This window comes from Paenibacillus sp. NAIST15-1 (assembly GCF_001894745.1).
GTDB lineage: Bacteria > Bacillota > Bacilli > Paenibacillales > Paenibacillaceae > Paenibacillus_B > Paenibacillus_B suaedae.
The window spans coordinates 58,397-78,344 of sequence record NZ_BBYF01000003.1 but is presented as its reverse complement, the minus strand read 5'-3'; the positions used below and the strand labels follow the sequence as shown (position 1 = coordinate 78,344).

Below are 19,948 nucleotides of genomic sequence, written 5' to 3'. Positions count from 1 at the left end.
GACTACTCCGGTGCGTGTCTGGCAATAGCTTTTCCCATTATATCATACTGAGTGAGGTATTGAGAGTTTGCCTTATCCATAATTTGCAAGTTTTGATCTGTTCCATAAAATCTCCCTTCGCAAGCTGTTGCTCCCCGATTAAATAGGCATAGTCCAGCAAATTGGGGAGGAAGGGAAGTCCCAGCAGTTCTTTGCAGAAGGCATGCGCAGCAATCTCACAGCACTGCACTACGCTTGATTTCCTCGTATATGGCCCTAACTTAAAAACCTCGATCCGCTCAAGCTTTTCATTCGTGAAAATCTTCTCCCGATACTCCAGCCAGTGATAGAACTCATGAGCCAGATGAATATCGATTAAAAGGTCGAGATCCGCTGCGCTGCCACTGGATCTTTCGCCTAGGATCTCTTGGCATACCATCCGCATTCCTTTGAGCGAGGAGGCGTACAGAATAATTTCCGGTGTAGTCTTGGAGAAATCAATCTGTGCGCGGAAGGAGATGTTATGAAATGTGCCAGAAGTCTCCGTGATCTCATAACGAAGTCCTGCGTCCCTGTACATGTCGCGAATGCCGGAGCCTTTGTATGTCTCAGCCGCCAAGCGTCCGGCCTGAAGCGACTCATGAACGTAATATGGAATTTTATCTGACGGTATTTTATAAAACAATGGATCTTGACGCAGCTCCATACAGCCTAAGACTTCATCGGACAGACCGGACAGCGAGTACGGCGATAGGGTTTGAACTGGCATTCGAACGCCTCCTAGCTAGCAGTAGGTATCTCCTTATAGAGCAATAGGAGTGACTGTAAGCCTGTTTTTATCCCAAATAACGCTCTGCAGTTTCACTAGAAATACAAGGCGGTTTCCTGTTACTGATAAGCCACAAGCAGCATTTCATCCTCTGCTGCGAGCATCTCGGTTTCAATTTCAAGGATGGACAGCAGCTGCTCTTTGGTCTGCATGCCGGTTAAGTCCAGCATCTTCTCCTTATAAAAGACGAATACCTTCGGAATCGTGGCATTGGCATCGGAATAAATGGTGTTATCGTCCAGGAATGAGCTTAGCGCTTCCGGCGCGGATTTGCTCAGCTTCGTATAGTGCACATTGCTCTTCTTGAAGCGGACGACGCCTTCGCGGTCGAGAACGCTAACAGAGCTGGATTTCTTTTTGAACAAGCCAAAAAAAGATTTCTTCACGTTCTCGCTGACGAATAGGCTCCATCGCCCGCTCTGTGCGGCGAGTGTCGTTGATTCTAGCGGCTGGTCGATGGAGCTGGCAGCAACGGCCCTCATATCTTCCACCGACATTGCCTCTTGTGTCAGATCCTTGGAGCGCAGCTCGGTTGAGCCAGTCGCCATAGCGCGGAGAATATTCTTCTGGCTGTCGATCTCGATGCTGACTTCGACCGTCTCCTCGGAAGCGCCAGACTGTACAATACGCTCGATGATGTCGGCGCGGATGCGCTTGATATCCTCTTCGGTCGGATTGACGACCGTCCGCTCTAGCTGTTCTTTGACCATGGCTAGCGCTACTCCAATTGTGGATACATAAGGCGCATTGTTAGCAATTTGCGACTTCAAGCCTTCGCGCTCCGCCATTGCCGGGACGAGCACCGCACCGCTGCCACCGCCGCCAACCAGCGTGACGAAGCTGCGGTCGAGATCATAGTCCTCGATCATCTCGTTTACGGTCTTCATCGTCTTATCAATAGCGATATTCATAACCTGTCTAGCGGCTTCCTCTACGCTTAGTCCAACATGGTCGGCCAGCGCCTTCCAGGATTTCAGCGCCGCTTCCTTGTCTCCTCTGGCATAATCGCCCTCGGGAACATAATTCAGTATGTTGGCCGCTCCGGCTAGTGTATACGAGAATTTTTTGCCTCCGGCGCATTCGCAGATGACGTATTCGGCAGGGTCGCCCTCACGGGGGCTAATGAATTTCACCTTCGGATTGACGATGTTCTCTGTCGGGGTGAAGGCTTCGTATTCTTTACCGGCAATATGCGCGCTGCGCGGCCCGACATCTGTAATTCTTCCACCTGCCACCTTGATCATGCTGCCGCCCGCGATGCCGAGCGTGCGCACATCCAAGGATTGCAGGTAGGTGCGATGGCCGCCGACCTCGGCATTTTTGATCATTACCTTGCCGTTCTTGATCACGGAGATGTCGACACTGGTTCCGCCGACCTCGAAGAAGATACCGTCGGAAATCTTCTCGTACATCAACGCCCCGGCAACGCCTGCGGCAAGACCGGATAGCATCGTTAGAATAGGACGCTTGCGTACCTCATCAATGCTCATGACACCGCCATCGCAGCGCATAATCATAAGTTGGGACTGGATGTTGGCATCCTTGACGGACTTCTCGGTCATATTGGCGGTCTCCATCATTTTCGGAATGAGGGAGGCGTTAATGACGGCTGTTCGTGTTCGTGTCTTCAGCCCGTAGAGCTGGCTGATCTCATGTCCGCCCGTAGCGTATAGACCCTTGCGGTTGGCAAGCTCAACGACGCGCAGCTCATTGGTTGGATCATCCACGCTGTACGCTTCGGAGGCGACGATCACCTCGGCGCCCTGGGCCGCCAACTCGTCGATGGCACGGTTGATCTGCTCATCTGTCATGCTCTTGGAATCTAGATACGTATGAAACGTGTGCAGGAATTTGCCCGGAGCCAGCTCGATATCGCCCGGATTGGACTCGGAGCGGGCGCTGAGCCCGTCGATACCCGAGCCCATACCGATGATGCCGATACGCGCTACGTCTCCTTCGAGCAGGGCGTTGGTAGCCTGTGTTGTTCCGTGGGCGATGAAGGTAACGTCTTCGGGCTGAATTCCTCTGCTGTCCAGAATTCGCTTCAGTATTTGTACAATCCCTTTGGCCACACCGTCCGGGTCATGGTGGGTGGTTGGGATTTTCATTTTCTCAATGACTTCGAATGTGTCATTGTCAATCAGTGCCGCATCGGTAAACGTACCGCCGACGTCAATGCCGACCCTTACTTTCGTTCTCCCCATCATGTTCTCCTCCAATTGGCGGGTCAAGGACCTTCTGCTCGAGCCTCGAGGGTTCTTCGCAGGGCCCTTGTACCCGGTTTTATCTGTAAAGGTAATTATTTTGAAGCTTAAAACACCATAAACGATCCAATGATGACGGCGATCAAGACGGACACCATTGTCCATGGCAGTGTCTTCTTCAGAATCTCGTTAATGTCGCTCTTTGTGAAGTCAGCTACCCATACGTTATGCGAGTTCGTAGGGTCGGAGACGGATTGCACGTTGCTGACAGCGCGCAGGGCAAGCATTGCAGCTACCGGAGTCATGCCTGCGGATACGAACAGGGCGGCGATGCCGCTGCCAAGGCCCCATACGTTCAGCGGTCCGCGGTAGATGGCCAGCGGCGACAGAATCGTGAAGAACAGGATAAACATCAGTGGGGTATTCGGCAGCACGGACTCGATCAGCGGCGAGATGACCGCCGATACTTGCGGCGACATCACAGAGCTGAGTAGGATGCCGATACCGATCATGAGTCCCATTGCGCCAGCAACGTCTTGAATTCCTTCCACTAGGGCACTGGAGAGGATATGGACTGGACGCTTTGGCCATGTGAGCAGGATCGTGACGATCGCACCGGCAATAACGGCCGGAACGATATCGATCTTGAAGATAAAGACGAGCAATACCGGTACGAGCGGGCTAATCAGGGCAATCGCAGGCACCTTTTTGTCACCGCCGCCAGGTGTTGCAGCTGGCATTGTCCAAGCTTTGCGGCCTTTGCCATCTTTCCGGATATAGAACACGATCATAGCCAGGGCAATGAGGATCAATGGGGAAGCCACAACCAATGTGTAGTTGGCGATTTGGTCAACAGAAAGACCAAGCACATCGACATATACAGCCCAGTTGGACACGTTGAACAGGGATCCGACACCAACGGCAAGTAGAACAACGATGGAAGCGACGAATTGGGAAATTCCTGCCGTCAGCATAATCGGAATGACGATCGTGCCGACGAGTATGACCATGCCCAGTCCTCCTGCAGCCGAAAAAATAATGGATGCGGTAATGAAAAATAGAATAGCTATAAGTACAGGTTTATCTCCGGCCAACTCGGCCGCCTTGCGAATAATGGATTTGGTGATGCCGACTTTGTTCAGAATTTGGCCGAACCAGGCACCAAAGATGAGTCCAGCAATGGCGCCAGATAGTTTCATCGAGCCCCCGGCTAGAATCGTCTTGGCGATTGTTGCAGTCTCTGGATCACTTGATAACAGAGGTACGCCTGCGATAATGGCGAACAGAATTGCCATGCACGGAAGCGCCAGAATGGTTGGGAGCTTGCGCGTCATCATTAGTCCTACAAACACCAGAAATATGAGCAGAATACCGATTGCTTGGAACCACATTGTAGTTGTCATCTGAATTTCCCCTCTCCAAATGGGTGAAAGAAGTTGAACTAAATTTCCAGATATGCCCCTTGCTCTTTGAGGATTGTCTGCACTTTCTTGATGTCGATGTCTTGTACGTTCTTGCCCTCTAACGCCGCGAGTGCAGCGGCAATCCCGCCGCCATGACCGATGGCTCCGGTCGTCGGAGTGGTTCTCATCGCCGCTTGCGCTTCAAAAGTTGCCGAGATGCAGCGGCCGATGACGATCAGGTTATGTACGGAGGCGGTAATCATGCAGGAATAAGGAATGCTATATACGCCGCCCCATTCCAGTTTCTGATGCTTGGTGCCCTCGCCGTCCGGGCTATGGATGTCGATCGGATAACCTGAATGGGCGATTGTATCGTCGAACAGGCGCTGCTGCAAAATATCCTCGGCCGTCAGCGTATAGATGCCTTTGATTTGACGAGAGCCGCGTACACCGATGCTTGGTCCGGTGGACTCGACAACTGCATGCTCGAATCCCGGTATGTATTTGCGGACAAACAGCTCCAACTCACGACACTGCTTGCGGCCTTCCATTTCTGCCTGGCTGAGACTGTGCGCATCGGTTGCGTCATAGCCGATAATCCGCGTTGTATTGAGGATGACCTCGCCCGGGTTATTGGTCTCAAAGAACAAAATATTTTCACGAGGAATGGAGATTTCGCCCCGCTCCTTGGCTATTCTGAACAGGCTGTCAAAGCCACCAACTGACAGACGTGGGGACTTCTCAATAATGGAGGTATCCCCGTTATAAAGCGGGAAGTCTTCCGGATGACTGTGAATATATTCCTTGACCCTTGGGATATCGACGTTGTACATTTTCATTTTCAGGGTCATCGGCTGCGTTGCTCCGTCGGATTCGCGTCCTTTGGAGTATTCGACCCCGGCAAGGGCAGAGAGGTCGGCATCACCCGTTGCGTCGATGAAGACAGAGGCATGGATGTCGCTGAGCCCGGATTTATTGCAGACCTGTATGCCCGTGATGCGGCCATTTTCCATATAAACGCCTGCCAGCATCGTATGGTACAAAATATCGCCGCCTGCTTCCGTGACCATCAGCTCCAGCTCATGCTTCATCGCTTCGGCGTCAAACGGGGTAACAGAATAGGTAAATCCGACCGTGTCGAAAATATGTCCGGGGGATTTGCCCAACCGCTTCAGCCGCTCGATCAGATGCCCGGTGAAGCCCTGAATGACCTGCTTCTCGCCGGCATGGAAAGTCATCATCGGGCCGACGCCGTTAGCGGTCAGTGTGCCGCCAAGAAAACCATGAGACTCGACAATAAGCGTCTTCGCCCCGGTCTTGGATGCGGCGATGGCTGCCATAGCACCGGCGATGCCGCCGCCCATTACAACTACGTCATACTGATTCATATATGCTTCGCTCCTTTACTCGTAAGATTAGTTCTCTTGATGCCTATAGGCTAACAAATAAAAAATACTTTGTAAACGCTTTTAGAAAATTATTTTCGAAATATCCGAAAATAATGAAAATTGTTTACTGAATTATGATGATTGATGTAAGAGGAGGGTTGTGTGGAATTATCGTAAAAAAGAAGACTTCCGGATGTTCGGAAGCCTTGATAGGGAATCGACAATGAGATTGATGGATCTCCGTTCGTCAGCGTCACAGAAAAACATCTAAACTGGTGGAAGAAGCAAGGTAAAGGATTTCGGAGAAAGATTCCGATCCTCTTAAGTAAATACAAGTTTGACCAGTGAATCCGATTCGTGGTTACAAATTACGTGAATTTGTTGTAAAATTGAACCAATTTAATAAGGCTTAGTTATCTTACTAAGTAAGGAAGGAGAGAAGAAATTCTCTCTTTCTTTATTTAAATACAAATTGTTGGAAGGGACTGATTATATGTTCTTTGTAAACTCCAGAGCGATAATTGAAAGAGACTTTAATAATGAAAGACAAATTGTAATTCAGACAAGAAATAAACCCAACGAACCATTAAAGATTGAATTACCCGGAGGACGAATTGAACCATATGAATCATTAACACAGGCATTGAGAAGAGAAGTAAGGGAAGAGACCGGACTGGAAGTAACAGAAATTGAAGGAGAAGACACAAGAATTGATACGACCGGAATAGATCCAGAATTTGAAGTTGAATGTATGAAACCCTTTGGAGCATATCAAACAATAAGAGGGCCAATTGATTCAGTAGGGTATTATTTTAGATGTAAAGCGGAAGGAGAGATAGTAAAGAGCGGGGATGAAACGACAGATATTAAATGGATAACCATAAAGGAGCTATCAGAATTAATCAATAAGCAACCCATTACAATTTTCAAACGTTGATCGAGCTGGGATCATTTATTACTTAAAGCAACTTGAAAGAGCTTGAATGGGAGCACAAAGAAGGAACATGACATCAGCTAAAATCAGATGGCATCGTGGGAAATTTTTTTGTAGTGGATAAGAAAAGGAGTAGAAGTCAATGATTCAATCATTCATCTTTGATATGGATGGCACACTTTTTCAAACCGATAAGATTTTAGAAAGTTCACTTGAAGATACCTTTAATCATCTGAAGTCACTAAATAAATGGGAAAAAGAAACTCCTATTGATAAGTATCGTGAAATTATGGGTGCACCATTACCCAAAGTATGGGAAACTTTATTACCCAATCATTCCATAGAAGAAAGAGAACAAACGGATGCCCATTTTTTAGAGAGATTAATTGAGAATATAAGAAGTGGAAAAGGGGATTTATATCCTAATGTAAAAGAAGTTTTCAGCTTTTTAACAGAGAATAATTGTTCAATTTACATAGCAAGTAATGGTTTAATAGCGTATTTAGATGCAATTGTAAATTTTTATCATTTGGATAACTGGGTTACTGAAACATGTAGTATCCAGCAGATAGAATCATTGAAGAAATCAGATTTGGTGACGACCATTATAGATAAGTATGGTATTACTCATGGTGCAGTAGTAGGAGATCGAATATCGGATATAAATGCAGCTAAGGATAATGGGTTGGTTGCAATCGGATGTAATTTTGATTTTGCACAAGAAGATGAACTTGCTCAGGCTGATATCGTTATAGATGACTTAAATGAACTAAAATCAATTGTATTCCAGTTACAGAATAACGGATATTGATCGTGCAAGGTCAAATGTATGAATCTCGAAGAGGGCGATGACATCTTATAACACAGCATCTACGCTCCTTGGTTTGCATGAAGAATATTCGGGTGAGGATTCTTCAGATAACCCTGCAAGGCTAATGTCTGACGGCCCTTGCGAGTGCGTGCTTTAAGCTTCTTGGTTTGTAGATACAATAACGTTAGAAAATAGAAGTAAGGGGAATCAATGATGCCTTACACGAAAGCAGTAATAACTGGACCATATTATGATAAACCTGAATGGATTGCTAATGAAATTACTCGAGAAGAGTTTATCTGTTTATCTTCTGAATCGAATGAGCGGGATTTTGAATTATTTCTGATTCTTCTGTTTGGTTATAATCATATCAATGTAGAACAATCATTTCTTTTATCTTTTAATGAATTATTGGAGCAAGAAGGAGTTGTACTATCAGGTGGAATTGCTTTCTTTGAAGATGAGAACAAGTATATTTTACCGAGCTGTTGCTGTGGTTTAGAAGATTTCTCTGGTGTGATTGATACGATTATAAATAAACAAAGTCCGTGGATGGGGCATGATCCTGCCCCAGGTATTACATACATTAATGATCAAGTACACGTCTGGCCCGATGCTCCGGAAACAATTGATAGTCATGTTAACAAGTCCATACAATATTCATATAAAGAACTTATAGACAGTCTCGAAAAAACTCGAAACGAAATGCAGGGATTTATTGAAGGTCCATTATATGACTGGATTAATAAAAGAGATGAAGAGATTGCTAGTACTATAAAAGATCGGATGAAACAATGGATAATCAAATAAGAGGATGATGGTAGTGAATATTATTAAGTTCGATGAACAAACAAAGAAAAATATCCGAATCTCATTCGGATTACATTTATTTTTCTCATTTGGATTTTGGGTTTCGTTCCTTTACTTAAATGATCAATTTTTATCAAATACTTTATGGGTTGATATGATTGGATGGGTAAGTTATTTGGTTGTGGGAATATTCATTAAAGTATCAGAGCGCAATATACAAAACATTATCTCTGTCTCATTTATATCAATCATGGGTATCTTATTTTGGCTTTTACTATTTTTGATATACGTGAATGAAATCAATAATCAAAGTCCGAGTTTTTTTGGGCCGGTAATTATTTGGTTTATTTATCTACCTTATGTACATGGTTTTTATCTTATTTTGAATCAACAAGATGTATTACAAAACGATTATTTACTACCTTATATATTATTACTAAACAATATTTGTATCTCTGTTATCTTATATATAATAGTAAAAGTAAAGCAGCAATTAAAAAAGTTTAAAATGAGGAAACCTCGAAGTCCAATTGTCTAAGATCCATAGTATCAAAGGGGTAAAAATGAAAAAAACAAATCAAAAAATGCATGAGGCACTAAGTAGAATACAAGTTAATCGTTTTCATGAACATACAGAACTGATTGAGCTTATTTGGCCTACTTTTATTGAAGTAGAAGGTTGTGTCATAATTCAAAAAGATAGTGAGTCTGAAAGAAAATTAAATTTGGATTTCATACTTAGTCAATTCGGAGATAGAACAGGTTTTGAAGCTGCAGAGAGTCATGTTCATATGAGGGATGTATCTAAATTTTTTGAAGAAAATCCAATAGAGGGTTTAAGATTCGCAAAGAAAGTTGTCAGTATGTGGGCGGCGAAGTTGAAATTAGATTTTCCTAATTATCGTTTTCTAATCATCCTGACTTTTCATGGAGATGATAGTATAGTCCGGTTTCATAAGTTAAGGAATAATGAGCCCTTATGGGTTAACATTGAGAAACTAGAGAATTATAAAAATGAAGGAATACTAGTTGAGGTAGTGTCATCCAGGAAAATTTGTTGAATTATTTAGGAGCAAGTAATCCCTTAGTTAACCATACCTCTAAAAATAAAGTGATTTGATGTTTCACATTGAACTGAATCTACTAGAGTTAAGGAGTCTGCAATTAATATTGCAGGCTTTTTTGTATGTGGGTAGGAGCATCGGTGAGCGAGGTGATTGCTCTCGCCGTAGGTAGAGCGAGCAAAATAACAAAACTGTTATGACTTGGGAAGGGATTCTTAGGATAGTTGAAAAATTGCTTAATAAATTCCGGAAATTAGGCCATGAAGTAATTGACTTCTAGAAATTTCCTGTGTTATATTGTGCATACACGACATGCACAATTTGATGAGGAGGTCCCTTATGCTGGCATTAGACATTCGAAACGTAAACAAGAAGTTTCAAAATTTTCAGTTAAAAGATGTGTCGTTTCAATTGGAAAAGGGTTATATTATGGGATTTATCGGTGCCAATGGCGCAGGTAAAACAACCACAATAAAATCGATCCTGAATATGATTCAAATTGACAGCGGCGAGGTACACATTCTGGGTAGGGACATGGCCGAGCACGAACTGGGATTGAAGCAGGAGATCGGATTCGCATTCGGCGGCATCGATTTCTATACGCGAAGCAAAATGAAGAAGTTGACCGATGTGATTAAGAAATTCTATACGAATTGGGATGATGAAACCTATTACAAATATCTGAGAAGATTCAAATTGGATGAGAACAAGAAAATCGTCGAATTGTCAACGGGAATGAAAGTAAAGTACAGTTTGGCCCTTGCCTTATCTCATGGTGCGAAGCTCCTCATCCTCGATGAACCAACAAGTGGACTCGATCCGGTAGCAAGAGACGATCTTCTCGATATTTTTCAAGAGCTCGTAGTAGATGGCGAAATCAGCATACTATTTTCTACTCACATCACATCAGATTTAGAAAAATGCGCGGATTTCATTACCTTTATCGAAAATGGACAAATTATCAGCAGTTCTGAGAAAGATGAATTTGTTGCGTCTTACCGCCTGTTGAGTGGTGACGAAAGCCAGCTAAACCAAGTGAAGGAAAAGTTAATTTCCTACAAAATAAATTCATTCGGCTTCACAGGATTGATCCACTCCAAAGACTTCGATCCATCCTCCGATATTAAAGCAGCTACGCCGAGTCTTGAGGAAATCATGATTTATTTCGCGAAAAAGGAGGATGCGTATGTTTAACTTATTGATGAAAGATTTGAAGTTAGGCGTAAATCCGATGTTTTTTGTATTTCCTTTTGTGATGGGCGCCTTGATGCTCATTCCGGGTTGGCTGTATTTTCTTGTGGTTATGTATTTTTTCTGGGTATCGGCACCGAATTTGTTCGCCCAATTTAGAGGCGCGAACGATTTACTCTTTACCGCGATGATGCCTGTGACCAAGAAAGACATGGTGAAGGCAAGAATGTCCGTTTTTGTTATCTTGGAATTACTGCATCTTGTAATTGCCATGATCTACAGTTTGTTCACGGTTCACCTATACCCGAATGTGACGTATCACTTCTTCGCGCCGTACATGGGTTTCTGGGGACTAAACTTTGTTATGCTTGCGATCTATAACATTTTCTTGTTCCCTATGTTTTATAAGACGGCGTATAAATATGGTACGGCGCAGCTTATATCTATAACAGCTGCAATGGTTTTTGCCGGTGTTGCCCAATGGGTGGGAATCGAGAGTCCTTATTTGTATGACATTTTCAATGGGGCCGGTGCTGGCAATATGACGCTTCAAATTTCCATCTTGATTGCAGGAATCGTGATATTTATTGCATTCACTATGATCGCTTATCAGATTGCGGTTAGACGGTTCCTAAAAGTGGAGATCCAATGAACGTATCTATTTCGAACACATCTGAAAAGCCGATTTATCAGCAGCTTTTCGAACAAATCAGCGCTCAAATTTTGAAAGGCGAATTAGAAAGCGGCTATTGTTTACCACCAATTCGACAAGCAGCCCTTGAACTTCGTGTGAGTGTCATCACTGTAAAGAAAGCCTGGGAAGAACTCGAACGAAGTGGCTTGATAAATACAGTAACAGGTAAAGGGTGTTTCGTAGCCGAATTCACATCCGACGAAATGCAGCAAATACGCAACGAAATGGTTTTGAAGCAAATGGTTAACGACACTTCATACTACAAATCCTTTGGCCTCACTCTAGATGAAGTTATTGAGCTGTTGAAAAAGATTTATTAATAGCTGGCAGGTGTGGTTTATTACAAATTTCATAAAGGGGTTGTAGTGTCATGGGTACTATTTCTCAATAAACGAGGGCAAATGGGATCAGGCAAGATGAAACTTTGGATAGTTGGAACACTCATCGTGTTTGTTGCTCTGAAAGTCACGATCAATATTTCATTTCCATCGTATTTAGCTACGAGTGAGAATGGAACGGAAAGCTCTCATGACGGGAGCTTTTTTCATTGGTTTTTACAAAGTACCACGTTATATTCACGCATCAGGGCTTTCGCCTCCTTATTGTCAGATGTATAATCCGAGGAAGATACAGCACACAACTAACGACCCAGCCTAATTGAAAATAGATTCATTCTGTTTTTTCGCAACCTTATATGCTTTGGAAACGTACGAAGAAACATAACATGTTGGGGAGTGACAGATGTATGAGTGAAAAAGGATGCATCAAATGCGGAAGCAAAGACGCAAGGACGAAAGAAGTAGCAATGACTGGCACAGGGTTATCCAAAATGTTCGATATTCAGCACAATCAATTTATAGTCGTGTACTGTGCAAATTGCGGGTATTCCGAATTTTACAATAAAAAATCTTCGGCTGGCTCGAATGTTCTTGATTTCTTTTTCGGTTGATAAGGTAAGGCAACAATAATTTAATCACACATCTTGTTGAGCAGGCTACCGCAGCCTGCTTATTTTATTAAGCTTAAGTACTGTTTAGTTATAATTGTTTATTACCTTCTATATCATTTGAGAGATGCTATAATTGTAAAATATAACTAAATGGTGGGGGTGGTACCAATGAAAAATTGTGATGAAGAGACTCGTGAGAAACTAAAGTTCTTAAAAGAGGGGATATTGTATGTTAAATAAATTGAGTGATTCCATTTATTATTTATCTAACCAAAACGAGAAAGAAAGACCGACATTAGGGTTGGTTTGTGGAGACAAATATAGTCTAGTCATCGATGCAGGAAATTCTGTTCAGCATGCTAGGGATTTTTTAAATGAAATCGAGAAATTAAACGTACCTCCGGTTAAGTATTTGGTAATCACACATGCACATTGGGATCACTTTTTGGGGATGAATGAGTATAATGCAACGATTATTGTGAATAGCCTTACCAATCAATTATTGAATACGTGGCGAAGCTATTCTTTTGACGATCGCTCTCTACAAGAATATGTAGATGCTAATAAGATGACTTCGCAGTGTGTGGAGATTATCAAGAATGAAGTGCCAAATAGGGATGTGTTCAAGTTAAAATCTTCGGATATTGTTTTTGATGGGTCTCTCGTTCTGGACTTAGGAAATAAGATTTGTGTTATTGAGAGAATCAGAAGCACTCATACTGATGATTCAACAGTCGTTTATGTTCCCGATGAAAAAGCAATTTTCCTTGGAGATAGTATTTATAGTACAACCAAAAACTCTTTATTTCACTATAGAAAGTCTCATTTAGAGCCAATGATAGAAGATATTCAGAAATTCGACGCGAGTCATTTCATAGTTGGTCATGAATCGATTTGCGATATCGAAGAAATGGATTCGTTCTGGAAACAGCTAACAGCGGCCAGTAAAGCCACAAATTCAACTTCATTAGATTCATCCTTAGAGACTTTTGAAAAAGAAAATGGTAGGCAGCCTATTGGAGATGAACTATTCTTCATTAAAGCATTTGTAAACGATCAGATATTACATTCAGAGAGCGTTAATTTGAAGTGATTTTATGATGCCGCAGAGATCCTATAACAACAAAGTATTCACGCTGGGGGCTTTCGCCCCTTGGTTGCTAGATGTATAATAATGGATGGAGGTTAAACAACAGACGAGCCAGCCTAAGATAAGATCTATCTAAGGCTGGCTCGTGTCGTGAAATACGGGAACGAGATATGAAATGACCGAAGGATGAGAATGAGGTGATTCAGTGGAGGAAGATCGAAAGTATCTCCTTGTGGCTTTTGAGGAAGCTGAAAAATCTATGAAAGAAGGAACTTACCCAATTGGAGCAGTAATAGTAAATTCAATAGGTGAGATTGTTAGTAAGGGTAGAAACAAGGTTTTTTCTGAATGTGATACAACTTCACATGCCGAAGTTGATGCGATACGAAATGCATCACAATTAATGCTGGATATGGAGAACAAGAAATATAAGAAAAGAGAGTTGACGTTATATACAACGTGCGAGCCGTGTCCCATGTGTAGCGGCGCAATATTGCTATCCTTCTCAATAAAGAGAGTTGTTTGGGCAGCGAATGATATATCAATGGGAGCGATGAGAAAATTAAAGCAAGAACCATCATTTATCGATAGATTTTCAGATATATCTATTGAAGCCGCACCGATAAAAGAATTAGAAGATCGTCAGAGAAAGATGATGGCTGAGTTTTTCTCGTATCGAGGGAAGATAAGGACTGAATGGCATGATGGTTAATTTTAATGGAGTAGGTCACTTCATAATAACATCGCATTCATTCTTGTACTATTAACGTACATTAATCATAACAACAAGAGAAAGTAAAAACCCACCCGAAGATTGGAAGCCGAAGGCGGGTTTTAATCCTTTTATGACCTAGAAGGGATAATCCATCCAAGCCAATTATTGTATGAACCAAGTGTTAGCGCACTTGGTCTTTATTACATATATATTACCATTTCAGAAAAGATCAACTATAGAAAAATGGTGGATAAATTAATGTCGTTCACATATTTCATCTCGCCTTGACCAAAGTGTAGCAAACCTACTTTCGGTTTGGTCAAAATAGCAACAATTAATACGAAGCCTAACGAAACATACTTTGTTAATATCAGGCATAATGGTAAAATCTTATTATGGAAAATGACATAAGTACGGGAGAGATGATAATGGAGAAGGAGAAATCACTGAATTTGGGTTACTTTCTTGCACTATTTCTAGGAGGACTAGGAATCCACTTATTTTATGTGGGGAAAACGGTACGAGGGGTATTTTATCTCTTATTTTGCTGGACTTATATCCCAATTATCTTGGGATGGATGGATATGCTTTTCATGAAACGATGGATACAGGAGATAAATTTCAAAAATCGATATCAAGACGCTCCTTCAATTGATTACCTTAATAGAAAGGATAATAATTTGAAAGATCGAGATGAAGATTCAGGATATACAAAAAATAACTTAAAGTCTATTTATGTCAAAGGTCCTCTTTTCTATAATGAGGTAAGCAATATATTACCCAAATATAGTCACTTAAAGACTCCAACTCGAATTCAAGAAAGCTATAAGGAGATAAATCAGTACTTTAACAATAATACGCATGTATTCTATGCTACCGACTTTGTGATGGACTCTTATGCGCGTTCGAATACACCAGGAAGATATTGCAGATTTGAACCTTTATTCGTATATTGGACTACGTTTAATAGTATGAATCAAAAGCAGGAAAATTGGTACTTGTACTGGCGAAGTGAATTTCTTAGAGCAAATTTCTTAGAAACGGATTTAAGTTACATCATTCTTTTTACTTATGAACTCCTCAATTATTCGTTTAATCAAAATGCTGCTTTCAATGCAAGTATCTTAGTTAAACTGTTCAACGTTTATCGTGATACTGTTACAGGCGTTCAAAGATATCTTCCGCAATGGATAAGTGACTTCCTACTGGAGTTGGGCGAGGAAGAACTAGCCAAAGAATGGGGAGCTTATTCTAAGAATTATGATTATCAAAAAAGTAGACTTCACGAACAAATGATAGTACATAAAGACGAATTAGATAAAATATCATATTCGACATGGAAACCTTATGTCGTTGGTTATAGAGCAACGGAATTTTTCTATGCCAACAAAACCAAAATCTATAAGATGTTTAAAAGTAGTATCATGGTGTATGAAAAACTTCTAAGAGAGAACGGTAAGAGTATTTTTGATGAATGGTTTCAAGAAAAGAAAAGCGTTACACAACGGGAATTGTTTCGTTCTGCTGTAGTAGAGAGGCCGGTTACACAAATAACTGAAACTAAAGTGGTCATAACAGAAAAAGAAAAAATAGCCATAGACTTATCAGTATTGTTCCGTCTTTCAGAAAATGCTGTCCGAGATATTATGGGTGAGAAGCGGAAAATTAAAGTGGATGAATCATTACTTCCGGAAGGGATGAAAGAGAAACTGGATGAATTTATTGATTCTAAGAGTAAGGCGTCGTCGAAAAAAACAAGATTTGTTAAGGTTAGGGAAGGTTCGAATTCTGCTGGTGGTAGTTTGATACCGCAACAACCCAATAAAGACGATGAGTTCGATGCAATAAAAACGCCTGCATTTAGTTTAAATATGGATGAAGTAAACAAAGAAAGAGCGGCTAACGAAGAGTTTGCCAAGATTTATCGTGAAAATTACAAGGATGAAACAGAAGTAGTTGAAGAAAACAATGAGAACTCAGATGAACAAGAGAATGAAACCAATGGAGATGGAAATGACGCAGTTCATTTTCTTGATGAGATTTTTGCTTCAAGTAATGAAGACTATGTGTCCTTTATTGAAAACCTAGATGAAAAAGAAAAGGATATTATATCCATATTTGACGATTTGGAAAAGCCTATGAATGAGGTCAATCAGGCTGCCAAATCTCTGGGCGGTTCAGCAAATGTTATTATTTCTGAGATAAATGAGAAATCAATTGAACACTTGGGAGATATGTTAATCGAAGAAGATGGAGAAAATTACGTTATTGTTGATGAGTATAAACAGGTACTTAATGAATTGAAAGGAATGAAGACTGCGTGAATATTAAGAAAAGGGATTCGACTGTAATATTGAATACTTTATCTGGTGGCGTGGTTCCAAGCAGAGGTTTGGAACACATTATGGTTGGTCGAACCGAAGAGGCTACTCAAATACTTACTGATTTGAAGAATGTAAAAGCTGGTTCTTCAACAATTAAGTTTTTTATAGGCCCTTTTGGAAGTGGGAAGAGTTTTATTCAGGCTTTAACACAACAAATTGCATTTAAAGAGAAGTTTGTAGTAGCAAAAGCTGACTTTGCTCCAAATCGTCAATTGTATGGTTCTGATGGGAAGGCAGTTGGGGCCTACACAGAACTTATGAAGAACTTGTCCACGTCTACATCTCCGGAAGGAAACGCTTTGCCTGTTATCTTGGAGAAATGGCTGAATGATGTTCAAAATCTTGTAGTCGAAAAGAAGCAATATGGGTCAGTGGAATTTAATAACCCTGAGTTTGTAAAAGATGTTGAACAAGAAATAACCTCAATCGTATCGAAGATGGATGAATTGACTGGAGGATACGATATTTCTCGAGTCTTGAGTCTGTATTATAAAGGCTATGCGGAGGATAATACTGAGCTGCAAAGATGTGTGTTACGGTGGTTACGAGGCGAATACACGACAAAGACAGAGGCAAGACAAGATTTAGGTGTAAGAGAAATTATCAATGATGCGAATTACTATGATTACATTAAACTGATCTGCAAATTTGTAAGAGAAATTGGTTATTCTGGCTTGGTCATAAATTTAGATGAAGCAATCAATCTCTATAAAATTACTCATTCACTTACGAGAGAAAAGAACTATGAGACTATCCTAAAAATTTATAACGATGCACTACAAGGGAACCTAGTTGGTCTGTATGTTACTTTTGGTGGAACTCCTGAGTTTTTGACAGATGAAAGAAGAGGACTCTACAGTTACGGTGCCTTAAAGAGAAGATTACAGACGAATGCTTTTGAGACTATAGAGTATAGAGATTTAACTCAGCCGGTGATTAATCTTACTCCATTAACAATGGAGCAGATATTTGTGCTGTTGCAAAAACTGCGTGACATACATGCTGCGCATTATGGATATGTAGCAAATGTTAAGGATTCAGAGATAAATGATTTTATGAAGGCAGAATATTCTCGACCTGGGGCTGCTGAAAATCTGACGGTTGGTGACGTAATTCGTAAATTTATTCAAGCGCTGAGCATTCTGCATCAAAATCCTTCGTTTAATAGAAGTCAGATTTTTAGCAGTAGTAACGAGAACGATGAACCAACTTCAACAGAATCGATAATGAACCGCTTCCAAAGAACAAACTAGGAGGTCTGGCGAATGAGTACATTTGATATGTTATCGAATTCTATGAGGAAAAAGGTTTGGGATATGAAATGGGAAAGATTCACGGTCATTCAAGAAATGACTATCCCAGTGGTTATTCAAACAGATAAAGATATAGTAGTGTCTTCAGGGACTGCTTCGGGGAAAACTGAAGCAGTTTTCTTACCAGTGCTTAGTCTTGTGGAGAAGGAAGCAAGAGAAAAAGTGAAGGTTCTCTACATATCGCCTTTAAAAGCCCTGATAAACAACCAATTCGAACGAATAGAGAAGTTATGTGAATACAATCAAATTAAAATAAATCGTTGGCATGGTGATGTTGACCACGGTCAGAAAAAGAAATTTGTTAAAGATCCATCTGGAATATTACAAATCACTCCAGAGTCGATTGAAAGTTTATTTGTAAATAGAACAGAGTATATTCGGAGCATCTTTAAAGATATCGAATTTATTATTATTGATGAAATTCACTCTTTCATCGATAAAGACCGTGGTGTGCAGTTACGCTCTCTTATATCTCGCTTGGAAACCTATTGTGATAAAAGACCACGTATTATTGGGTTGTCAGCGACAATTGATAATTTCGAATTGGTTAAAGAATGGATCAATTATGAAAACCCTAACCAAGTTGAAGTGCTGCAAACGGATGAGGGAGATAAAGAACTCAATTACTACTTAATGCACTTTCCGTTGGATGAAGAAAACAAAAAGCCAGTTGAACTTTACGAAGACATTAGATCTTTAACGAGGAATTTAAAGTCGATTATTTTCTGTAACAGTCGCGGTGGTGTAGAGGAGACTACTGTGTTCCTTAATCGATTAGCGAAGCGGGAGGGTGTTGGAGAAACGTATTACCCGCATCACTCGTCAATTGATAAAAAAGAGCGTGAATATGTAGAAAAGACAATAGCAACTGCTACGGTACCTAAGAGTGTTATAGCGACGAGTTCGTTGGAATTAGGGATTGATATTGGAAAAATAGAGTTGGTCATTCAAATTGATAATACATTCACGGTCTCTTCGTTAAAGCAGCGTTTGGGTCGTTCTGGTCGAGAATCAGATAAGAGTCAAATACTGCAACTATATACAACCTCTATGGATAGTTTGATTCAATCATTAGCTGTAATGGAACTGGTGTTAGAAAAGTGGGTTGAACCGTCTACAGGGTATAGCGCTCCGTATGATATTATGTTCCATCAAATCCTTTCGTTATGTCATGGGTTCAATGGAATGACACTAGATGATTTGCTTGTTTCAATTAAGAACAATGGTTCTTTTCATCATATCAAGGCTGAGCGAATTGTGATGCTAATCGAACACATGCTTCAGTATGAGTATCTTGAATTGATACCGGGAGAAAATGTGTTTGTTGTTGGGCTAGCGGGAGAACGTCTGATGAGAGGGAAGGAATTCTATCCAGTCTTTATGACATCAGAAGAATATGAGGTTTTTGATGGTGCAAGAGTAATAGGGATGTTAGATAAAGGGTATCCAATTGCAGTCGATGACAATGTGATTTTGGCGGGTAAGTTATGGACAATAGTCGATATTGATGAGAATAGAAACAAAATACGCGTTATAAAAGCAGTAAGTGCGAAGCCTCCTCGTTATTTAGGTGGTTCAGGGGAGTTGCATCCAAGAGTAGCAGAAAAGATGATGGAGATCCTTTGTTCAGATAAAACGTTCAATTACATGAATGATGAGGGTACTTTGACGCTTGAGGACGCTAGAAAAAATTATCGGCTATCAAGAATAGGTAATCATCAGAGGTTTTTTTGGATTAAAAGAGATGAAGTGTTGTTTGAAAGCTATACCGGTACAAAAATAGCTAAAACTTTGACGTTGATGTTTCGTTCAATGGGTTTAGAGTCTCGAGTATGTGATAGCGTATGTAGAATTCAATTGAATGGTGTCGCGTTCAATCAACTAAAAAAAGTGTTAGAACAGTTAAAATACAAAGAATGGTTTGTAGATGAACTGCTTGAATATGTGAAAGAGAATGAGTGGTTTGCATCTAAATACTCTTCAATGCTGCCGGCTGATTTGCTAATAGAAATGCATATCGCACATGAGATGGATGTCAAAGGTGCGATTGATTTCCTGAAAAACAAGGAATTTGTTGTGATTAATATTGAAGAATAAATATGGAACGATTTTATCGATGTACGCAGAAATTTGGCAGGAACTACATTTTAATAGAACGAATAGGGGAAAGAGAAGCCATAATAACAGATG

General features: G+C 41.1%; 18 protein-coding genes. 14 read left to right on the top strand and 4 right to left on the bottom strand.

All coding sequences use genetic code 11. The features are described 5' to 3' along the window. Window positions 1-37 precede the first annotated feature (37 nt). The 4 genes from PBN151_RS07915 to PBN151_RS07900 all read right to left on the bottom strand — a co-directional run bounded on the left by PBN151_RS07915 (window position 38) and on the right by PBN151_RS07900 (window position 5,803). Window positions 38-748, bottom strand: a complete 711-nt coding sequence (locus tag PBN151_RS07915) for a hypothetical protein (RefSeq protein WP_072728580.1) — start codon at window positions 746-748, stop codon at window positions 38-40. A gap of 119 nt (window positions 749-867) precedes the next feature. Then, on the bottom strand, window positions 868-3,012 hold the full coding sequence (locus PBN151_RS07910) for a hydantoinase/oxoprolinase family protein (RefSeq protein WP_072728579.1): 2,145 nt from the start codon (window positions 3,010-3,012) through the stop codon (window positions 868-870). A gap of 107 nt (window positions 3,013-3,119) precedes the next feature. Further along, window positions 3,120-4,415 (bottom strand): citrate transporter, encoded by a 1,296-nt coding sequence (locus tag PBN151_RS07905; RefSeq protein ID WP_083545051.1) that lies wholly within the window; start codon window positions 4,413-4,415, stop codon window positions 3,120-3,122. A gap of 38 nt (window positions 4,416-4,453) precedes the next feature. Further along, the gene (locus PBN151_RS07900) at window positions 4,454-5,803 is read right to left on the bottom strand and encodes an FAD-dependent oxidoreductase (RefSeq protein WP_072728578.1); all 1,350 of its coding nucleotides are present in this window, start codon (window positions 5,801-5,803) and stop codon (window positions 4,454-4,456) included. Window positions 5,804-6,278: 475 nt separating this feature from the next. Between PBN151_RS07900 and PBN151_RS07895 the strand changes: the two genes are divergently transcribed. From PBN151_RS07895 to PBN151_RS07830, 14 genes are all read left to right on the top strand, one after another. Further along, entirely contained in the window at window positions 6,279-6,740 is a 462-nt protein-coding gene (locus PBN151_RS07895; protein ID WP_227774512.1) for an NUDIX hydrolase, read from the top strand. A gap of 139 nt (window positions 6,741-6,879) precedes the next feature. Then, entirely contained in the window at window positions 6,880-7,548 is a 669-nt protein-coding gene (locus PBN151_RS07890) for an HAD family hydrolase (protein WP_072728577.1), read from the top strand. A 210-nt stretch (window positions 7,549-7,758) separates the two neighbouring features. After that, on the top strand, window positions 7,759-8,358 hold the full coding sequence (locus PBN151_RS07885; protein WP_227774510.1) for a hypothetical protein: 600 nt from the start codon (window positions 7,759-7,761) through the stop codon (window positions 8,356-8,358). Between the two features lie 13 nt (window positions 8,359-8,371). Then, a complete protein-coding gene (locus PBN151_RS07880) occupies window positions 8,372-8,896 on the top strand; it encodes a hypothetical protein (protein ID WP_072728575.1) in 525 nt (174 codons plus the stop codon). Between the two features lie 25 nt (window positions 8,897-8,921). Continuing rightward, window positions 8,922-9,419 carry a hypothetical protein gene (locus PBN151_RS07875; protein ID WP_072728945.1) on the top strand — a complete coding sequence of 166 codons (498 nt, stop codon included), beginning with the start codon at window positions 8,922-8,924 and terminating at the stop codon, window positions 9,417-9,419. 342 nt (window positions 9,420-9,761) lie between these two features. Continuing rightward, window positions 9,762-10,616, top strand: a complete 855-nt coding sequence (locus tag PBN151_RS07870; protein WP_028532073.1) for an ABC transporter ATP-binding protein — start codon at window positions 9,762-9,764, stop codon at window positions 10,614-10,616. Further along, entirely contained in the window at window positions 10,609-11,265 is a 657-nt protein-coding gene (locus PBN151_RS07865) for an ABC-2 transporter permease (protein WP_072728574.1), read from the top strand. Before PBN151_RS07870 ends, PBN151_RS07865 begins: the two co-directional genes overlap by 8 nt. After that, window positions 11,262-11,627 (top strand): GntR family transcriptional regulator, encoded by a 366-nt coding sequence (locus tag PBN151_RS07860; RefSeq protein WP_072728573.1) that lies wholly within the window; start codon window positions 11,262-11,264, stop codon window positions 11,625-11,627. The genes PBN151_RS07865 and PBN151_RS07860 overlap by 4 nt, the downstream gene beginning before the upstream one ends. Window positions 11,628-12,052: 425 nt before the next feature. Then, a complete protein-coding gene (locus PBN151_RS07855) occupies window positions 12,053-12,256 on the top strand; it encodes a zinc ribbon domain-containing protein (protein WP_021255818.1) in 204 nt (67 codons plus the stop codon). Between the two features lie 229 nt (window positions 12,257-12,485). Next, a complete protein-coding gene (locus PBN151_RS07850) occupies window positions 12,486-13,349 on the top strand; it encodes an MBL fold metallo-hydrolase (protein WP_072728572.1) in 864 nt (287 codons plus the stop codon). A 202-nt stretch (window positions 13,350-13,551) separates the two neighbouring features. Next, window positions 13,552-14,058, top strand: coding sequence for a nucleoside deaminase (locus PBN151_RS07845; RefSeq protein WP_072728571.1), 507 nt, complete (start codon window positions 13,552-13,554; stop codon window positions 14,056-14,058). A 431-nt stretch (window positions 14,059-14,489) separates the two neighbouring features. Continuing rightward, the gene (locus PBN151_RS07840; protein WP_072728570.1) at window positions 14,490-16,385 is read left to right on the top strand and encodes a TerB N-terminal domain-containing protein; all 1,896 of its coding nucleotides are present in this window, start codon (window positions 14,490-14,492) and stop codon (window positions 16,383-16,385) included. Next, a complete protein-coding gene (locus PBN151_RS07835; protein WP_072728569.1) occupies window positions 16,382-17,698 on the top strand; it encodes an ATP-binding protein in 1,317 nt (438 codons plus the stop codon). Before PBN151_RS07840 ends, PBN151_RS07835 begins: the two co-directional genes overlap by 4 nt. A 12-nt stretch (window positions 17,699-17,710) precedes the next feature. Further along, entirely contained in the window at window positions 17,711-19,855 is a 2,145-nt protein-coding gene (locus PBN151_RS07830; protein WP_072728568.1) for a DEAD/DEAH box helicase, read from the top strand. The last annotated feature ends 93 nt before the right edge of the window (window positions 19,856-19,948 follow it).